The organism is Rhodococcus sp. P4_C10 (genome assembly GCF_056402135.1).
The window spans coordinates 84,177-100,364 of record NZ_JBFUHZ010000018.1 but is presented as its reverse complement, the minus strand read 5'-3'; the positions used below and the strand labels follow the sequence as shown (position 1 = coordinate 100,364).

General features: G+C 65.8%; 11 protein-coding genes (1 of these 11 cut by a window edge). 7 read left to right on the top strand and 4 right to left on the bottom strand.

Annotated elements, in window-relative coordinates; genetic code table 11:
- Positions 1-15: 15 nt before the first annotated feature.
- Together AC1DWC_RS14885 and AC1DWC_RS14880 are read left to right on the top strand one after the other, a co-directional pair.
- Entirely contained in the window at positions 16-1,107 is a 1,092-nt protein-coding gene (locus AC1DWC_RS14885) for a phospholipase D-like domain-containing protein (protein ID WP_477909181.1), read from the top strand.
- Positions 1,108-1,110: 3 nt separating this feature from the next.
- The gene (locus AC1DWC_RS14880; RefSeq protein WP_477909179.1) at positions 1,111-1,830 is read left to right on the top strand and encodes a PASTA domain-containing protein; all 720 of its coding nucleotides are present in this window, start codon (positions 1,111-1,113) and stop codon (positions 1,828-1,830) included.
- An 86-nt stretch (positions 1,831-1,916) separates the two neighbouring features.
- Here AC1DWC_RS14880 and AC1DWC_RS14875 read toward each other — a convergent pair whose 3' ends face one another.
- Positions 1,917-4,889: a VWA domain-containing protein gene (locus AC1DWC_RS14875; RefSeq protein ID WP_477909177.1), complete on the bottom strand. Its 2,973-nt coding sequence runs from the start codon at positions 4,887-4,889 to the stop codon at positions 1,917-1,919.
- Between the two features lie 218 nt (positions 4,890-5,107).
- On the opposite strand from AC1DWC_RS14875, the gene AC1DWC_RS14870 reads away from it, so the two are divergent.
- Both AC1DWC_RS14870 and AC1DWC_RS14865 read left to right on the top strand, forming a co-directional pair.
- The gene (locus AC1DWC_RS14870) at positions 5,108-5,332 is read left to right on the top strand and encodes a PASTA domain-containing protein (protein ID WP_477909175.1); all 225 of its coding nucleotides are present in this window, start codon (positions 5,108-5,110) and stop codon (positions 5,330-5,332) included.
- A gap of 97 nt (positions 5,333-5,429) precedes the next feature.
- On the top strand, positions 5,430-7,697 hold the full coding sequence (locus tag AC1DWC_RS14865; protein WP_477909173.1) for an HNH endonuclease signature motif containing protein: 2,268 nt from the start codon (positions 5,430-5,432) through the stop codon (positions 7,695-7,697).
- Positions 7,698-7,804: 107 nt separating this feature from the next.
- Here the strand turns inward: AC1DWC_RS14865 and AC1DWC_RS14860 are convergent, their stop codons facing one another.
- From AC1DWC_RS14860 to AC1DWC_RS14850, 3 genes are all read right to left on the bottom strand, one after another.
- Positions 7,805-9,577 carry a cutinase family protein gene (locus AC1DWC_RS14860; RefSeq protein ID WP_477909171.1) on the bottom strand — a complete coding sequence of 591 codons (1,773 nt, stop codon included), beginning with the start codon at positions 9,575-9,577 and terminating at the stop codon, positions 7,805-7,807.
- Between the two features lie 214 nt (positions 9,578-9,791).
- The gene (locus AC1DWC_RS14855) at positions 9,792-10,292 is read right to left on the bottom strand and encodes a hypothetical protein (protein ID WP_477909169.1); all 501 of its coding nucleotides are present in this window, start codon (positions 10,290-10,292) and stop codon (positions 9,792-9,794) included.
- A gap of 89 nt (positions 10,293-10,381) precedes the next feature.
- Positions 10,382-11,062, bottom strand: coding sequence for a DUF4352 domain-containing protein (locus AC1DWC_RS14850; protein ID WP_477909167.1), 681 nt, complete (start codon positions 11,060-11,062; stop codon positions 10,382-10,384).
- Positions 11,063-11,366: 304 nt separating this feature from the next.
- Here AC1DWC_RS14850 and AC1DWC_RS14845 point away from each other — a divergent pair, with 304 nt between their 5' ends.
- The 3 genes in view from AC1DWC_RS14845 to AC1DWC_RS14835 are tightly spaced (each overlapping or abutting the next) and all read left to right on the top strand, a layout consistent with a single transcriptional unit that may run on beyond the window.
- On the top strand, positions 11,367-14,573 hold the full coding sequence (locus AC1DWC_RS14845) for a type I restriction endonuclease subunit R (RefSeq protein ID WP_477909165.1): 3,207 nt from the start codon (positions 11,367-11,369) through the stop codon (positions 14,571-14,573).
- The gene (locus AC1DWC_RS14840; RefSeq protein WP_477909163.1) at positions 14,570-15,886 is read left to right on the top strand and encodes a hypothetical protein; all 1,317 of its coding nucleotides are present in this window, start codon (positions 14,570-14,572) and stop codon (positions 15,884-15,886) included. The genes AC1DWC_RS14845 and AC1DWC_RS14840 overlap by 4 nt, the downstream gene beginning before the upstream one ends.
- Positions 15,883-16,188 carry the start of a non-ribosomal peptide synthase/polyketide synthase gene (locus AC1DWC_RS14835; RefSeq protein WP_477909161.1) on the top strand. It continues 26,415 nt past the right edge of the window, so the window shows 306 of its 26,721 coding nt (coding positions 1-306); its start codon is at positions 15,883-15,885; its stop codon lies beyond the right edge, outside the window. Before AC1DWC_RS14840 ends, AC1DWC_RS14835 begins: the two co-directional genes overlap by 4 nt.

The window sequence follows — 16,188 nt, the reverse complement described above, 5'->3', positions numbered from 1 at the left end:
GTGGGGGAATCGTCAATGTCTGAACTCGGTTTGGATGATCGCTCGGCTCGGCTGGTATCCGGAAAGGCCGTGTGGGATGAGCTCACACCCATCCTGAAGCCGTATGCCAAGACCATCACCGCGGCGATTGCATACATCGGGTCTGTCGCCGCACAGCAACTCCACCTGTCCGCCGGTTCGTCGATCATCGTTGATGCGAGCGAGCGTTGTGTACGCGCGGGTTCCACAGACCCGCGCGTACTGCTCGCCTGGACGAAGTCGGGGGTCAAGGTGTACTCGCTGGCCGGGCTGCACGCGAAGATGGTGCTCGCCGACAGTCCGTCAGGTGAGTATCCGTCCTTTCTCGCAGCTGGGTCGGCAAATGTGTCCGCGGCATCGGGTAGTCGGCTCCTCGAAGCCGTTGTCCTTACCGACAGCGACATCACACTCGACGAGGCCAGGAATGCCCTCGTCGAGTGGAAAACGATGGCTGGGTCGGCACTTTCGCAGGCACGGTTGAGGGAACTCGAGGCGATGTACGGCGCTGAGCGAAATGGTATCGACGGAGATGTGGAGGAAGACGAAGCCAGCGGCGAACCGGATGGTGACGAGGACGGTTCGGCGACGCCGTGGCCTCGGCCCACATCCATCTACGTTGCGCCGGTGTCGACGACCGATGATGCGTCCGAAGAGGCGGAACACCGACTGGAGGAACTCTCCGCGCAATACGGGTGCGCTGACAATGGCGACGACACGGACCAGTTCGCAGTGACGATGTTTTGGTGGGACGAGACCGCAGATCCGGACTACGAGCCTAACTGGAAGTACGCCGAGGGCGCTCATGTGATCGTCGTGAACGGAACCAAGTCCGGCAGGATTCAGGCGAAATCTCTTGTGGGTGAGCCCGGTCGCGTTGTCCATTCCTACACCGACCAGGATGCAAGCCCGGCCCGCACCTACTACTACCTGTACTCCAAGCTCTCCGGTCAGCATCGAACCTTCGCGGATCTCGAGTCCGCACTCGAAAGTGTTGGCGTCAAGGTCGACTACTCGAGTCGTTACCTTCGCGAGAAGGTCGTCAACGCCCTCATCGGAATTTGGACCGACATCGAATACGACGAGGCCTGACACATGAATCTCATTGCACCGTACCTCCGCGTCGTCGCCGGCATGTTCGCCGCCGTCTGCACCTGGCTGGTGATCGTGGAACTGGTCAACGGCCGCTTCAGTGAATCCTTAGTCCAACTCCTCTTTGCTGTCGGACTCTGGTACCTCGCCATCGGCAAGCCGATTCGCAACCACCTCGCCCGCATCAGGGCCGACAACGCCGCGCTCGCCGCCCGTGCGCAGGCCGGCCACGAGGCCTACATGGCCGGGGATCCGGCGGCGTTCGCCCCGCCGCCGGAGGCTCCGCAGCCGCCCAAGGTCCGCCGGGGCGTCGTCATCGCCGCGGTCGCCGCCGCGGGACTGGTTCTGATCGGCATTGCCAGTGACATCGGCGACGGACTCGACAACGAGTCCAAGGACGACTTGACCGCCACCTCAGCACCTGCGTCGGTCGCCGCGGTCGCAGCGCCGACGGAGCATGCACCCGCTACGTTGCCGGCCGCAGCAGCACCGGCGTTCATGCCGCACGTGGTGTGCATGAACCTGCAGGACGCGCAGGACACGATTCAGGCTGCGGGCGTGCTCTACTCGCGGAGTGCGGATGCGACAGGACAGGGTCGCGCGCAGATATCCGATCGGAACTGGGTGGTCGTGCAGCAGTCTCCGGCCGCGGGTTCGACCTTCGGTGAGGGCGAGGCGGTGCTGTCGGTGGTCAAGCTGGGGGAGCCGGGCGACTGCTCCTGAGAGGAGCGCACCGCACGTGCGTGCGGACCGGACGCCATCTCAAGGGGTCGACCCCGCCGACATTACCCGGTCGCGGTTTGCGCTCTTCATGTGAAAACCCACAATAGGAACAGGCTGATCGCGATCAGAACCAGGATGAGGCAGAGGAGCTTCCACCTCCAGCAGTGATCGACAGTTGGCACGGGGTGGTTGCCGACGACGACGGGTGCACGGCCCGGTTGACCGATGACCACTGCCGGGCCGCCAGCACTCGGGTCCCAGGTGGCCGGCACGGTGTAGGTGCCGTCGCCATTGTCCTGCGGAGTCCCGGTAGCCGTTGTGCCAGGTCCTCCTGTGATCGTCACACCGTCGCCACGGCCCGGTCCGACGTTGTTGCCGTACGGGTCTCGCGGAGTGACGATGATGGTGCCGGTCTGCGTGCCATCGGGATTCGTGGCTGTCGTCGTTGTGCTCACGGTCGTGTGCTCGAGGTCGACGCTGGGCTCGACATGCACCGACCACTGAAGCTCGCGGGTCGCGACGCAACCGGTGCCGAAGGTCGCGACCGCGTGGAATGTGTAGTTGCCTTCCATCGTGAGGAGATCGGTGAGCGGCTTCCCGAACAGGCCGTGGGATTCGAATGCGCCGTTGGTATTGGCGGGGCCGCCGAGCAGATCGATGTCGACTTGGGTGTAGGTGATCGACGGTTGGCCGGTGTGCGCCTCGATCGCCTGGAGAGTGGCCTGGCGTGCTGGCACGGTGTCGGATCCGATGCTGATTGGCTGCTGAAGGCCCTTGTCCGACAACAGATTGCCGGCACTGACCGCGGGCCGGGTCACGGTTAGCCGGACTGTCGCATCGGCAGGCGAGCCGCCGCCGCCATAGTGAAGGAAGACCAACGGATTGATCGAGTCACCTGTGTAGTAGGCCGCGGGTCCGGGAACACGATCGAGCACCGCGCCACCGTTCGCGACCACGTTGACGAAGTAGCGAGCCGCGGGTACCGGTCTGGGGAACTCGCCGCCCCCACCAGGACGGAACACCGTGACGTTCCACCGCCCGTCGCGCTCGCCGCTGTGTGGCAGGGGGATTCGCAGGAAGGTCCAGGTGCGACCGGTGGCCGATGCGGTGCCGGGCGCTCCGGCGCCGAACGTTGCCCCTCCTGGAGTCGTCACGTTGACGAACAGCGTGGTGTCGAAGTTGTCCCATCCGACCACGATGGTGATTGTTTCTTCCTCGCACACGTTGAACGGCAGCGGCGGGGCGGAATACTGATTCTCCGCGATGACGAATTCTGGGTCAGTCAGCAGGCCGGACTCGAAGATGTTCCCAAATGCCTGGGCAAAGAACTTCTCGAGTTGAAGATTGGTGTCGGCGCGGACGTAGCTGCCGTTGTGAGCCGCAGCCAGTGCGGTCAGGAGGTTGCCGTCGAGGCTGGAGGCGGTACCGTACCCGATCGTGTTGAGGTCGACGCCGGTGATTGCGCCCTGCACGCCCGGGCTGTCGATCATTGGCGGCGTGTTCTGCAATCCGTCAGTCAACAGCAAGATGGTGCGTGGATTTGTGCCTCCGGTATGGAGTTGATTTCCTGCCGACTCGAGCCCGCCGCCGATCGATGTCGACCCGCCGGGCGTCAATGCGCCGATCTTGCCGCCGGCGTATGGCTTGTCACCGACAAGTACCTGCTTGTTGGCTGCGGAGGCGTCGTGGACCGAGAAGTCGACGCTCGCCGTGGTGCTGAACGACACGAGGCCAAGGCGATTGCCCGTGCCGAGCTGCACGAGCTGCACGAACAGCGAGGCGGCGTCCCGCGCCTCCTCGATCTTGGTGCGGCCGCTCGCACCAGGAAGCGACATACTGCCGGAGCGGTCAATCACGATCATCACGTCGCGCGTGATGACCGGCGCTGCCGTGGGCGCGGCAATCTGCTGAAGGATGCTTGCGGTCGGGTAGTACCTGAGGAACTCGTTGGGGTCGTTACTGCAGGGGGTGCCGTGGGAAAGCACACCGGTAATGCGGCCCGCCGCATCGAACAGGCCCGAACCCGAGCTGCCGCCCGAGACGTGGAAGTTCTTCGGGACCATCACGCTGACGTCGCTGCTGCTGACCACCTGCGCGTAGCCGGGATGCGGCACGGACAGCTTCTTCACAGCCCCGTTGGGGTGATGGATGCCGAAGACCCTCTCATTGACGCCCGGAAGGTCGTGGCGCATCTGGATTGCCGGCAGACCCGGTGGCACTGCGAGCTGGAACACGCAGTAGTCGATGTTGTAGTCCGTCGAGAGTTGTTGCTTGACGACCTTCTTGACCTTGATGAAGCGGCCCGCGTAACCGGCCGGCCGCGCCCCGCCGCAATCGACCTCGTAGTTGAAGATGACGGACGAGCTGCGAGCATCCTCCTCTGGATGTTCCATGCAATGGCCCGCGGTGACGGCGAGGTCAGGGCCGATCAGGGTGACCGAGCACGTCGACAGGACTTCGAAGCTCGGGTTCTGGTGCTCGGTGGTGTCGACATGGATGATCATGCCGACGCTCTTCGCGACTGCGAGTCGGATATCGGCAGCAGGAGTGACGCAACTGATGTTCTCCCAGTTCGGAGGTGGCCCGCAGAACCAGAATGGGTCGTATTTCGGCTCGACGTAGGTGGCGTCCAGCAGAAAAGGATCGCAATTCGACAGCGCGGCGGGATCCTGGTCACCGGTGTGTCGCTCGCCGCGACCGTACTTGTCGAGTGTCACGCTGCCGGTGGCGCCACCGCCACTACGGATGTAGCGAATCGGTACCTTGCCGTCTGCGAAGGCCGCGACGTTGATCGGGCGAGTCCAGAAGTCGGTGCTGTCGGCCGCAGTGAACACGTCCATGCTGTCGGCGCCGCCGTAGCCGAGATCGACCTCGAGTCGGTTGCTGGTCGGCAAGCTCACGTTGCTGAAATGCAGTATCAGTAGCTTGGTTCCGGACGGCGCAGGCTTGTGCTGGAAATTGAGCATCCAGATGTCTGGGGGATTGGTCGGCGGCCCGGCGGCGGGGCCGATCGTGAGCGCCGGCGAGACGGTCTGAACAGTGCCGACGATGTGGGACATGGCCAACTCCTCGATTGCTGTCACGCCGGGAATGACGTGGTTGCGTACGGAATCCGAGTGCCTCTGCAGACCAATTGTGGGTTCGGCGCCGCGACAAGTCGCGAGTATTCCGCTACTCGACTTCGCGAGCCTCGTCAAGCGAGCGAGAAGGCTCAATCAAGGGCCCGCCGACCACCCACCCGGTCGCGGCTGCGGCAGCCCCAGCACCGTCCGCGGTCATGCCCGACGTGACGTGCATGAATCTGCAGGACGCGCAGGAGACGATTCAGGCCGCGGGCGTGTTCTACTCGCGGAGCAAGGATGCGACAGGCAAGGGCCGCGCGCAGATCTCCGACCGGAACTGGGTGGTCGTGCAGCAGTCTCCGGCCGCGAGTTCGACGTTCGATGAGGGCGAAGCGGTGCTGTCGGTGGTCAAGCTGGGGGAGCCGGGCGACTGCTCCTGACCGCCGCATCGTGGCGCAAACCTTGGCCTGAAGACATGTTCGATTCAATTCGCATAAGTGCTGGTGCAGACCAGATTTGCGGCGTAAACTAGTACGCATGTTCGAGGTTCCGGGATCGCGGGAGGTCGCGTCTGTCGAGCCACTGCTCGACGATCTGGCCGACTGCGACCTGCCCGGCATCCTGCGCGGACATCACGCCCGGATCGCCCGCGAGCAGTTCCGCGAGATCGACGCCGTCACCACCGTGTACTTCACTCGCTGCTCGGAGGATGCCTCGCGCGGAATCAACGAGGCGCACGAGGGGGAGTACACGCACATCGAGGTCGCCGGGACCCTGCGGATCACCGAGTACGAGGCGAACCGGATGATTGACCTCGGGGTCGGCCTTCGGCTTCGCCTGCACCGGACGTCGAAGGCGTTCGCCGCCGGAACAATTGACCTCGGCAAGGCGCAGGCCATCAACGACGTACTGGTCAACGTCTCCGACGACAAGCTCGACCTGATCGAACGTCTCCTCCTCGTCGGTGCCGCGGAGCAGTCGCGGAACAAGCTCAAGGCGAAGGCCCGCCGGCTGATCAACAAGCACGACCCCAACGGTGCCCGCAAGCGCCGCGAGTCCGCCCAGGACGGTCGCGGCGTGTGGCTGACAGCCGATGAGGATGGCATGGTCGAACTCTCGGGGAAGCTGTCGGCCGCAACTGGACAGGCACTCGGGATGCGGTTGCGGGCCATGTCGTTTCAGGTGTGCGGCAACGACCCGAGGACGCTGCCGCAGCGCCGCGCCGACGCGCTGGAGGTACTCGCCTACGGCGGACACAGACTGGAATGCCGGTGCGGGCAGGGGGGTGCCTGCCCGAAGCGGCTCGTCCCGACCGACGGCGAGGCAGGTTCCACGGGAAACCATGGCGACGGCGACAGCACGAGTGCGCCCGACCGTGTCGGCGGCGTGGCTACCGCAGACCCCGAGGCCAAGGACCCCGCTGTAGGTGGCGTCGATTCAGACGATTCGGCCGCGGACGGCTTTGAGAACGAACAACATTCGCCAACCGGCGACGCCGAGTCGCACACCACGGTCCTCGTCGGTGTCAATGCCTCGACCCTGCTCGGACTCGACGACCTTCCCGGTTACCTGCACGGCCACGGCTCCATCGATGCCGAGCACGCCCGCGAACTGTCCGCCAACGCCACCTGGCGGCAGGTCCTCACTCTCACCGAGGCCGATCGGGAACGCCTGATCGACAGCCTGATCGACGCGCTCCTCCAGTCCGGCTACACGATTGACGGCCCCGAGCTGAAAAGTGACGTAGGCGCCCGAGACGATTCCGCGGAGTGGGTGAACGGCCATCGCGTCGACACCTCGGTCCCCGGACCGATCCTCGGCATCGGCAAGGCCCTCGACAAGGGTGGCATCGCGTCGTCGGTGATCCGCAATCGCACCAGGGCTCGCAGGGAGGAACTGACCTACCGGCCGTCGGTACGCCTGGCGCGGATTGTCCGGACACGGGACGGAACCTGCAGATTCCCGAATTGCACAGAGCGGGCAGAGAACTGCGACCTCGACCACACGGTCCCGTTCGACCGCGATCATCCCGAACTCGGCGGACCGACCACCGAACTGAACCTGGCGTGCCTGTGCCGCCGCCATCACCGCCTCAAGACGCAGGGGTACTGGAAGGTTCGGCAGATAGGTGGCGGACGCCTCGAATGGACCGACCCGAACGGCGAAAAGGTGGTCACGGTTCCCGGGGGACCATTCTGCGATTCGGATGCCTGGGACGGACGTGGCCTCTCGAATCACCGTGGCCTCTCGGACCAAGGCGGTGTCTCGGATGATCACGACGCGCCGGATGGCAGTGGCGCGCCGGATGGCAACGGCGTGCCGGACAACCACACCGTCGCGAGTGAACGCGGACTCCCCGACGAGCATGGCGCCTCACACCCGCCGGACATGCGAGACCCGGACTCCGCCACCGAGAGCGTGTGTAGTTCCGATGGAGCTCCGGACTGCACCGACAGCACTCCCGACGCCGCCCCCGTACGACCGACCGGGCGCGCCCGTACCGAGGCAGACCTCACCGCGCGCGGAATCGATCCGAGTGTCCTCACCGACCAGGCGACGCTGGACCGGATGTTCGCGGAGATGTGCTCGCCGGTTCTGAGCGACCTGGAATTCCTTCTCGACCTCAACGCCCCCGGCTGGAGAACGCCCGACCCGGAACTCGACCGCATGATCCACGAGATCCGCTCTGCCGGCGGCGACTACGTCGGAGCCGCCAGGATCGGTGAACCGGTCAACGTCGACCCGGCCATGTTCCCGCCGCTGAGCCCACCGCCCCCACGGCCGGACGAGCCGCCGCCGTTCTGACGTTCACAGCGCGGTGACACCAACAGTGCAGTGACACCAACAGTGCAGTGACACCAACAGTGCAGTGACACCAACAGCACTGCGCGATCAGCCAACCAAACGCGTTGTCACTTGGAGCTCGGAACCTTGGTCAGTGCACTCGCGGTCGTGGTGGGTGCCGGAATGCTCGGGGACGATTCCACAGGAGACGAATCCACAGGCGACGAAACCTTCGTCGCTTCCACCCCGGACGACTCCACCGATGCCTCCGGAACCACGGACTCGGTCGCGGCTGCGTCAGTCGTCGGCGCCACACTCGCGGCTTCGGGGGTCGCGGCCGCAGACTCCGACACAGGTGCAGATGCCGACGGGACCGCCGCAACGGTGCCGCTCGTCGGTCCGCCCGCCGAAGACTTGGTGGTCGACTCCTGCTTGACCGTCGCTGTCGCCGAGGGAGCCGCACTCGTCGTCGTCGCCACGGCAGCGGACGAGCCCACCGAGCCCTCCGACGACAGCTGCTCCACCGAGGCCAACGCATCGGCGTCGGGCTTGGTCGTGGTTACGACCGGCTGCCCATTCTGTGCCTGCTTCGCGAGCTCGGTCAGCCACGCGGCGGCGTACTCGGCAGACGTCAGCGGCTTGCCGTTCGCGGCATTGGCATCGCGCCAGTAGTCGAAGTGATGGCCCTTGGCGTCCGGTCCGAGGGTGAGGTTGTACGGGTCGCTCATGACCACCGGGATGGTGTTCTGGTTCGTCACGATCAGCCCGAGAATCTCGTTGAGCACCTTCTGCGGCAGGTAGGCGAGCGGCGACATCTCGTCCGTGGCGATCGCGACATCCTTCACCGGCGTCTTTGTCGCGGGCGTCTCGCCCGGCTTGTAGGTCGGGGCCGACACCTTCAGCAGCACGTCGAGGAACGTCTCGTCGCTCTGCATCCAGTCGGGCTGAGATCCGATCTCGGCGAACGCATTCATCGCGATCTGGCCGAGGACGACGGCGACGTCCTGCCCGGTCGCCGGGGTGAGCCCCTGACGCTCGAGTCCGTCGACGTTCAACTGCCGACCCACGTTGACGACCAACTGCAGCAGCGAGATGTTCTGCGGCGCAGAGCAGGTGAGGTCGCCGTCGGAGCAGAACGACGCGACCTTGCCGGCCAGCGCGCCGAAGTCGTCACCGCCGGTGTCCGGCAGCGCTCCCTGTCCCGGTGTCGCGGCACCGCCGGTCTGGTACTTCGTGTCGAACCCGTCTGGGTTGGTGAACGGGTTCTTGGAGCCGGGGAAGGGTCCCTGGTCGGCCGCGCGGCCCGCGTCGGCGAGGATGACGACACCGACGACGTTCGCGGGATTGGCGATCGAGTAGCCGCCGTCGGCCTCGGCCACTTGGTGTCCGACGTCCATTGCGACACGACGCGCGACGTCGGCGCCCTCGCTGTACCCCACCACCGCGAACTTGGTGTCCGGGCACGACTGCTGGATCTTTCGCATCACCGTTTCGGTGTTCGCCACACCCGCCGTGACCGCGTCCTCGTAGCTGTCCATGTTTGCGGGGTAGGCGATGTAGACCGCGGCGTAGGAGTCCTTGTCGACCGCACCCTTCGGCGCGTTCACCACCGGGTCGACCCAGCGGCTGCTGTAGTCGCTCGACAACATCGCCGGGAGTCGCTCGTCGTCGGGACCGACCAGCATCTTCGTACCGTCGACGGGCGTGTCACCTCGGCCGGCCACCGAGATGGTCACCATGTCGTGGCACTCGGTGGTCGACGCCGTCAGTTCGGTGTCCATGGTGGTTGGCCCCGAGGACAGGGCCAACGGCAGCGTGATCACCGCCGCGACCCCCACGATCGCGGGCGCGATCATTCCCGAGGCGATGCGATGTCGTGCGAAGAACCTGCGAAATGTCATGCCCGCTCCCTGTGTCGACATCAGGACACACACGCCTCCCTGCCCCCGAGCGGTGTGTCACGTCACTACATGCATCGTCCTCATGAGCCAGAGTGCTACATGTCGGGCACATAAACGCCGATTTGCGTCCTCAAGTGTCGCGGACACGTGGTCGAGTAGATCGACTGTCGAGTAACTCGATCATCGAGATATGGGTCCCAGGGTGCTGCCCGGACTACAGCTGACCCCAGGCGGTCGTGTCGGGATGGTCCCGCCGGGCCAGCGCATTGAACACCCCGACCAGTTCCTCCTCGTCCGCCGCCGCGAAGAATCCGGTGTGGATCATGGTGCCGATCGCCATCATGTAGTGCTCGGGCAGTGCGATGCCATCCCTCAGTGCCACCCACATCCCGGACTGCACGGCTTCGTACGGCTCGCCGACTGCCGCCGCGTTTGCCACCAGACGCACATCGTCAGAGCTTCCACCCTCGAGTAGCTCCGGCATCGCCTGCGCCACCGACGTCACCAGGTCGGCCGGATAGCCCGAAGGGTAGACGTTGAAGACCACGCCCTCGCCGCAGACCGGGAAGGCCGTCACCATCCGCGAGTTGCCGTCCATCGGCCGCCGCCACACCGTGCACACCAGCACCCCGTCGAACTCGCGCTCGTCGAATACGGTGTGTCCGATCTGCGTTCGCAGCAAGGGCTCATGCACCGTGGCTTCGACCCGCGCCAACGCCGTGTCCTCGGACCATGCTGCCGGGAACTCGGACTTGCCGGGAAGCCCCCCCCACCCCCTGTGTGGGCGCGCCGCATCGAGGCCCGCTACTGCAGGTTCACTCGCGCGCCGCCGGAGAACATCGAGTCGTGCAGCTTCATGTACGCGGGCACCGCGCCGGCAGGCATGTCGTAGACGACCTTCATGGTCACCGCGTTGCCCGGGTTGATCTCGTCGTAGAACGAGACGTCCGAGTCGAGGTTCAGTCCGGCTGAGGTGTCGGCGGTGAACTTTCGGCCCTGCGTGTCGTACATCTCCTGGTTGTCAGGGCTCAGGCCCTTCGGTTCCTTCGCGGTGTTCTGCACGGTCATCGTCACCACCACGAACTGCCCCTGCGCCTCCTTGGTGAGGAACATGTTGTCGCCCAGCGAGGAAAGCCCTGTCTCGACTTCGGTGACGGTGAACTCGAACTTGCCGTCCCGCACCGGTGCATTCAGCCCCGGAGCGCTGTCGGGCTTGGGCGCCTCGGCTGCCGGTGCCTCGGCTGCTGCGGCACCCCCGACGGCAGCGGCGCCGGCGGCAGGAGCCTCGGCGGCTACCGCGGAGTCGGACCCGGTCTTGGTCTCCTTGTCGCCGTCGCTGATGCCGGCGATCACGAAGACGGCGACGATGGCGCCCACCACCCAGGGCCACCTCTTCGACTTCTTCTTGGGCGGCTCGGGTGCCGGCGCGGTCGGCGGCATTCCCCAACCCTGCTGGGGGTTCACGGGTTCCTGCGGATACGTCATGGTGTGCCTCTCTGATCCAGGGAAGTCGGCGGTGGGGGTGTTCGGTCGCCCAGCGAGAACGCGAGCCCGGTCGGCGCCGACACGGGTGGGCGCATCGCCGGCGCCGCGGTCGCACTGCTTCGGGGTTCGTTGAACTGCATGTCCACAGGATTGGCGACGGCAGGCGGATTTCATAGTGGATGATTGATAACTGGGGTTATCGAGTGACTTGAGTAGATATCTCGGTGCGCCGCAGCGGGTCCCGATACCGTGTCGGGCATGACGAACGGGACCGCCATTGTGGCGGCAATCTAAGTTGATCACCATGAACGAGGGTGTGGTCACGGCCGAACAGCACGGTCTCTCCGAGGACGACTGGGAACAGCTCGCGCTCGACCAGCTCGGCGAGCTGGCCTGGCAGCCGCGTACCGGCGCATCGATCGCGCCCGGCACCGGGGAGCGAGCCTCGTGGGAGGAACTGCTGATCGTGCCCCGGCTGCGGTCGGCGATCGCCACGTTCAACCCTGCGCTGCCGCCGCATGTCGTCGACCAGGCCGTCGCGCACATCGCGACCGCGGGATCTCACGATGCGATCGCCGAGAACCAGACGGTGCACGGATACCTCACCGAGGGGCTTCGCAAGGTCAGCTACGTCGACGACACCGGCGCAGAGGTCACGCCCACCATCCGGCTGCTCTCCACGGCGCCCGACGACAACGACTGGCTGGCGGTCAACCAGGTCACCGTCGTCCGCGGCGACTTCACGCGCCGGTTCGACATCGTGCTCTACCTCAACGGCATGCCCGTCAGCATCATCGAGCTCAAGCGGGCAGGCAGCGAACAAGCCGACCTGGTCCAGGCGCATGCCCAGCTGCGTACCTACGTCAAGGAATTCCCGCTGGCCTTCCGGTTCTCCGTGTTCAGCCTAGTCTCCGACGGCGTCACGGCCCGGTACGGGACGCCGTTCACCGCGCTGCACCACTTCTCGCCCTGGAACGTCGACGACGACGGCGTGCCCGTCCCCATGGACAACGCCGACGCCGCAACCGCGCTCGACATCGCCCTGAACGGCCTCTGCAACCAGGAACGCTTCCTGCAGCTCCTGCGGAACTTCACCGCGTTCGACAAGGGTGAGGACGGGCTGCTCAAGCGAATTGCCAAGCCGCACCAGTACTTCGCGGTCAACAAGGCGGTCGCGTCCACCGTGCATGCGGTCGAGAGCAACGGCAAGGCCGGCGTCGTGTGGCACACCCAGGGCTCGGGCAAGTCGATGGAGATGGAGCTCTACGCCAACCAGGTGATCCGGCACCCCAAACTGGCCAACCCCACCATCGTTGTCATCACCGACCGCACCGAACTCGACGGCCAGCTCTACGAGACCTTCCTGCGTTCACAGTTGCTACCCGAGCAGCCCCAGCAGGTGCGCAGGCGCGAGGAGTTGCGCCAGGAACTGTCCGGGCGGACCACCGGCGGCATCTACTTCACCACTCTGCAGAAATTCGGCAAGACCAAGGAGGAGAAGGACTCCGGCGCCAGCCACCCGATGCTCTCGGCGCGACGCAACATCATCGTCGTGGTCGACGAGGCGCACCGCAGCCACTACGACAACCTCGACGGCTACGCCCGACACCTTCGCGACGCGCTGCCCCACGCCGCGCTGATTGCGTTCACCGGCACTCCGATCTCGTTCGAGGACCGCAACACCCGTGACGTGTTCGGCGACTACATCGACATCTACGACCTGACCCGCGCAGTGGCGGACGGGGCGACTGTCCCGGTGTACTTCGAAAGTCGCCTGGTCAAGGTCGCCTTCGCGGACGGGGTGACGGAGGCCGACCTCGACGCGTCCGCCGACGAGGCCACCGCCGGCCTGGACGACACCGAACGCGACCGGATCGAGAAGACCGTCGCGGTGGTGAACGCGGTCTACGGTGCGCCCGCACGGCTCGAGAAGCTGGCGCAGGACATCGTCGACCACTGGGAGGCCCGGCGCGAGGCGATGAGCGCCTTCATCGGGTCGGACGAGAACCCCACGGCGTCGGGGAAGGCGATGATCGTCGGCGGGACCCGGGAGATCTGCGCGAACCTGTACACCGAGATCGTCAAGCTCCGACCGGACTGGCACTCCGACGACCTCTCGGCCGGACGGATCAAGGTCGTCTACTCCGGTACCGCGTCGGACCAGCTGCCCGTCAGCGCGCACGTGCGCCGCGACTCCCAGAACGCCACCGTCAAGAAGCGGCTCAAGGACGTCGACGACGAACTCGAGATCGTGATCGTCAAGGACATGATGCTGACGGGATTCGATTCCCCGCCGCTGCACACCATGTACCTGGACCGCCCGCTCAAGGGTGCGCTGCTGATGCAGGCGCTGGCCCGCGTCAACCGCACCTTCCGCGGCAAGCAGGACGGACTCCTTGTCGCGTACGCGCCGATCGCCGACCACCTGGCCGCAGCGCTCGCCGAGTACACCGACTCCGACAAGCAGTCCAAGCCGCTGGGCCGCGACATCGAGTTCGCGATCGACACCGCGAAGGACCTGATCACCAAGATCGAGAACATGCTGCACGGGTTCGACTGGCGCGCGAAGTTGCACGTGCCCGGACCGCGCGCCTACCTCGACGCCGCCTACGCCACCGTCAACCACCTGCGTGACCCGCGCAACCCGGAGAACCAGGTGCCGGCGGGGCAGGACAGCCTGGCCGTGCGCTACCGGAAGTTGTCCTCCCAGCTGTCGCGGCTGTGGGCGATCTGCGGCAGCCGGGACGAACTGCGCGAGCTCGCACCCACCGCGCGGTTCTTCGAGGAGGTCCGCGTCTACATGGCCAAGTTCGACGCCGAGGACCGGCTCGCACGCGGGCAGGCGGTGCCCGAGGACGTCGAGCGGCTGCTGCGCCACTTGATGGCGGCATCCGTCGAGTCGGACGAGGTGCTCGACATCTACGCGGCGGCCGGCATGCCGAAGCCCGCACTCAGCGACATCAATGTCGACTTCATCGACAAGACCAGGCAGGCGAAGAACCCCAACCTCGCGATCGAGGCGCTGCGCAAGCTGATCAACGAGGAGTCACGCAAGGCTGCCAAGCACAACGTGATCCGCCAGCGGGCCTTCTCGAAGAAGCTGCAGGACCTGATGGTCAAGTACACCAACAGCCAGCTCACCTCCGCCGAGGTGATCGCGGCGCTGGTCGAGGTGGCCAAGGAGGTCGCGCAGGAGGCGGAACGCGGCAATCGTTTCAGCCCGCCGCTGGACGAGAACCAGTTGGCGTTCTACGACGCCGTCGCGCAGAACGAGTCCGCGGTGCAGGAGCAGGGGGAGGGCAAGCTCGCGGACATCGCCCGGGATCTGGTTGCGGTGATGCGCCGCGACGTCAAGACCGACTGGACCGTTCGTGAGGACGTCAAGGCCAAGCTGCGCTCGCAGATCAAAAGGCTGCTCACCAAACACGGCTACCCGCCGGACAAGCAGCCCGCCGCGATCAAGCTGGTGCTCGAGCAGATGGAGATCATCGCGCCGATGATGGCGGCATGAAGAAGTTCATTCGCCTGCCGTGGCGCGGTTCGACGGAGAGCGCGTCGGAGTCGGAACCGACCGCCGACGTGGCCGCCGAACCCGCTGGGGACGAGACCAGATCGGAACTCGACGTCTGGGACGACAACGTGACCATGCGGTTCGAGTCTCGGGTACAGGCAAAGCGGCGCGCGAAGCTGTACATCGACGATGCGGCGCTGTCGCGGCGACTGGCGGCCAAGGTCCGACGCCGGCGCGCGGCCGGGATCCCCGACGCAAATCTGGGTCCGGCCGAGAACACAACGCCGGGATGGGCGCGGACGGCCGTCAAGAACGGTGAGAAGGGCCCTCTCGCGAGCATCGTCGGGGTCGTGATCATGGTCGTTGTCGCTGCTGTGGCATCCGCACCGTGGGCGAACGTCTTGCTCGCAGTCTTCGTCGCGCTGGTGGTTGGGAACGCGATCCAGTGGACCGTCGGAACCGTCTGGAGCCAGACGAGCTCGCTGAACCTTGCTCCGTCCGACCGCTCTGCAATTGAGAAGGCCACCGCTCGCCGGGCTCTCCCCGGCCGTGAGGAACACATCGTGGCGGTGGCCGAAGAGGTGACTGCTCTCGTTCGGTCCAGTCCGGCATGGCACAGCGACGCACTCACCGACCACCGGGTGCGGCTCGACCTGGATGAGGAGATGCGCCAGATCAGGGCGGCCGCCACGCGACTGCGGGTGGCGCGGGCGGTGTTGGATGTTCGCCCTACGATCGACGGCAGCGAGCATGCGGTCGCGGCGCAGCAGGCGTGGAACGAGCGGGCCGATCTTGTCGACACAGCCGAGCGTGCTCTGCTCCGCCGGATTGCGCTGTTGTACGGATATCAGGAGAGCCTTCGGTCGCTCGAGTCGGTGCTTGCCAACCTGGAGGTTGTGCGCCGTATGGCCGCCGCAGATCACAACATCGATGCCCTGCACGCCGACATCGCCCATCACGAGCTGCGATCGCAGAACACCCGTGACCTCACCCTGACGCTCACGGAAATCGAGGCTGGGCTCCAGGCGCAGATCGACCACCTGCGTACCGGCGTGTTCTACACCCCACGCTGTCAACCCCGCTCGCCGTCACGCCGACGCGGTAGCGGGGTCGGGACGGGGCCGGGCATCGGCGATATCTCGACGCCGTCCGCGCCACCGTGCGACCATAAAAGTCTTGTGCGCCCAGGATCTGCCGAAGAAATGATCAGGGAGACGGACAGACGCATCCGCCTCCCGCATTCACGAGTTCAGATCAGCACACGGCGGCACTGTCGCCGGCCGGATACGCCGTACGGCGAGGAACCGCCGTGAAACCGGACGACCGACGGCAACCGGCTTCGCAACTGTCGGACGCCGTGCGGTTCCCGCTGTCCGCGCCGCAGCGTGCGACCTGGTTCGCGCAGCAACTCCGACCCGAGGTGCCGATCTCGATAGCGCACTACGTGGAGTTGCGCGGCGACCTGGACGTCGACCTGTTGCGGCGGGAGATCGTCGCGGTCGCCAGCGAGTTCCAGTCGCCGCTGCTCAGGGTGGTCGAGGTGGACGGCGAGCCCATGCAGTACGTCGATCACGCGACCGACATCCCGCTCCCCGTCGTCGACCTTCGTGGCGAG

Bases quoted from the DNA above. Each gene is read 5' to 3' on its own strand.
- AC1DWC_RS14885 (WP_477909181.1), top strand. From the start codon at position 16: ATGTCTGAACTCGGTTTGGATGATCGCTCGGCTCGGCTGGTATCCGGA.
- AC1DWC_RS14880 (WP_477909179.1), top strand. From the start codon at position 1,111: ATGAATCTCATTGCACCGTACCTCCGCGTCGTCGCCGGCATGTTCGCC.
- AC1DWC_RS14875 (WP_477909177.1), bottom strand. From the start codon at position 4,889: ATGTCCCACATCGTCGGCACTGTTCAGACCGTCTCGCCGGCGCTCACG.
- AC1DWC_RS14870 (WP_477909175.1), top strand. From the start codon at position 5,108: ATGCCCGACGTGACGTGCATGAATCTGCAGGACGCGCAGGAGACGATT.
- AC1DWC_RS14865 (WP_477909173.1), top strand. From the start codon at position 5,430: ATGTTCGAGGTTCCGGGATCGCGGGAGGTCGCGTCTGTCGAGCCACTG.
- AC1DWC_RS14860 (WP_477909171.1), bottom strand. From the start codon at position 9,577: ATGACATTTCGCAGGTTCTTCGCACGACATCGCATCGCCTCGGGAATG.
- AC1DWC_RS14850 (WP_477909167.1), bottom strand. From the start codon at position 11,062: ATGACGTATCCGCAGGAACCCGTGAACCCCCAGCAGGGTTGGGGAATG.
- AC1DWC_RS14845 (WP_477909165.1), top strand. From the start codon at position 11,367: ATGAACGAGGGTGTGGTCACGGCCGAACAGCACGGTCTCTCCGAGGAC.
- AC1DWC_RS14840 (WP_477909163.1), top strand. From the start codon at position 14,570: ATGAAGAAGTTCATTCGCCTGCCGTGGCGCGGTTCGACGGAGAGCGCG.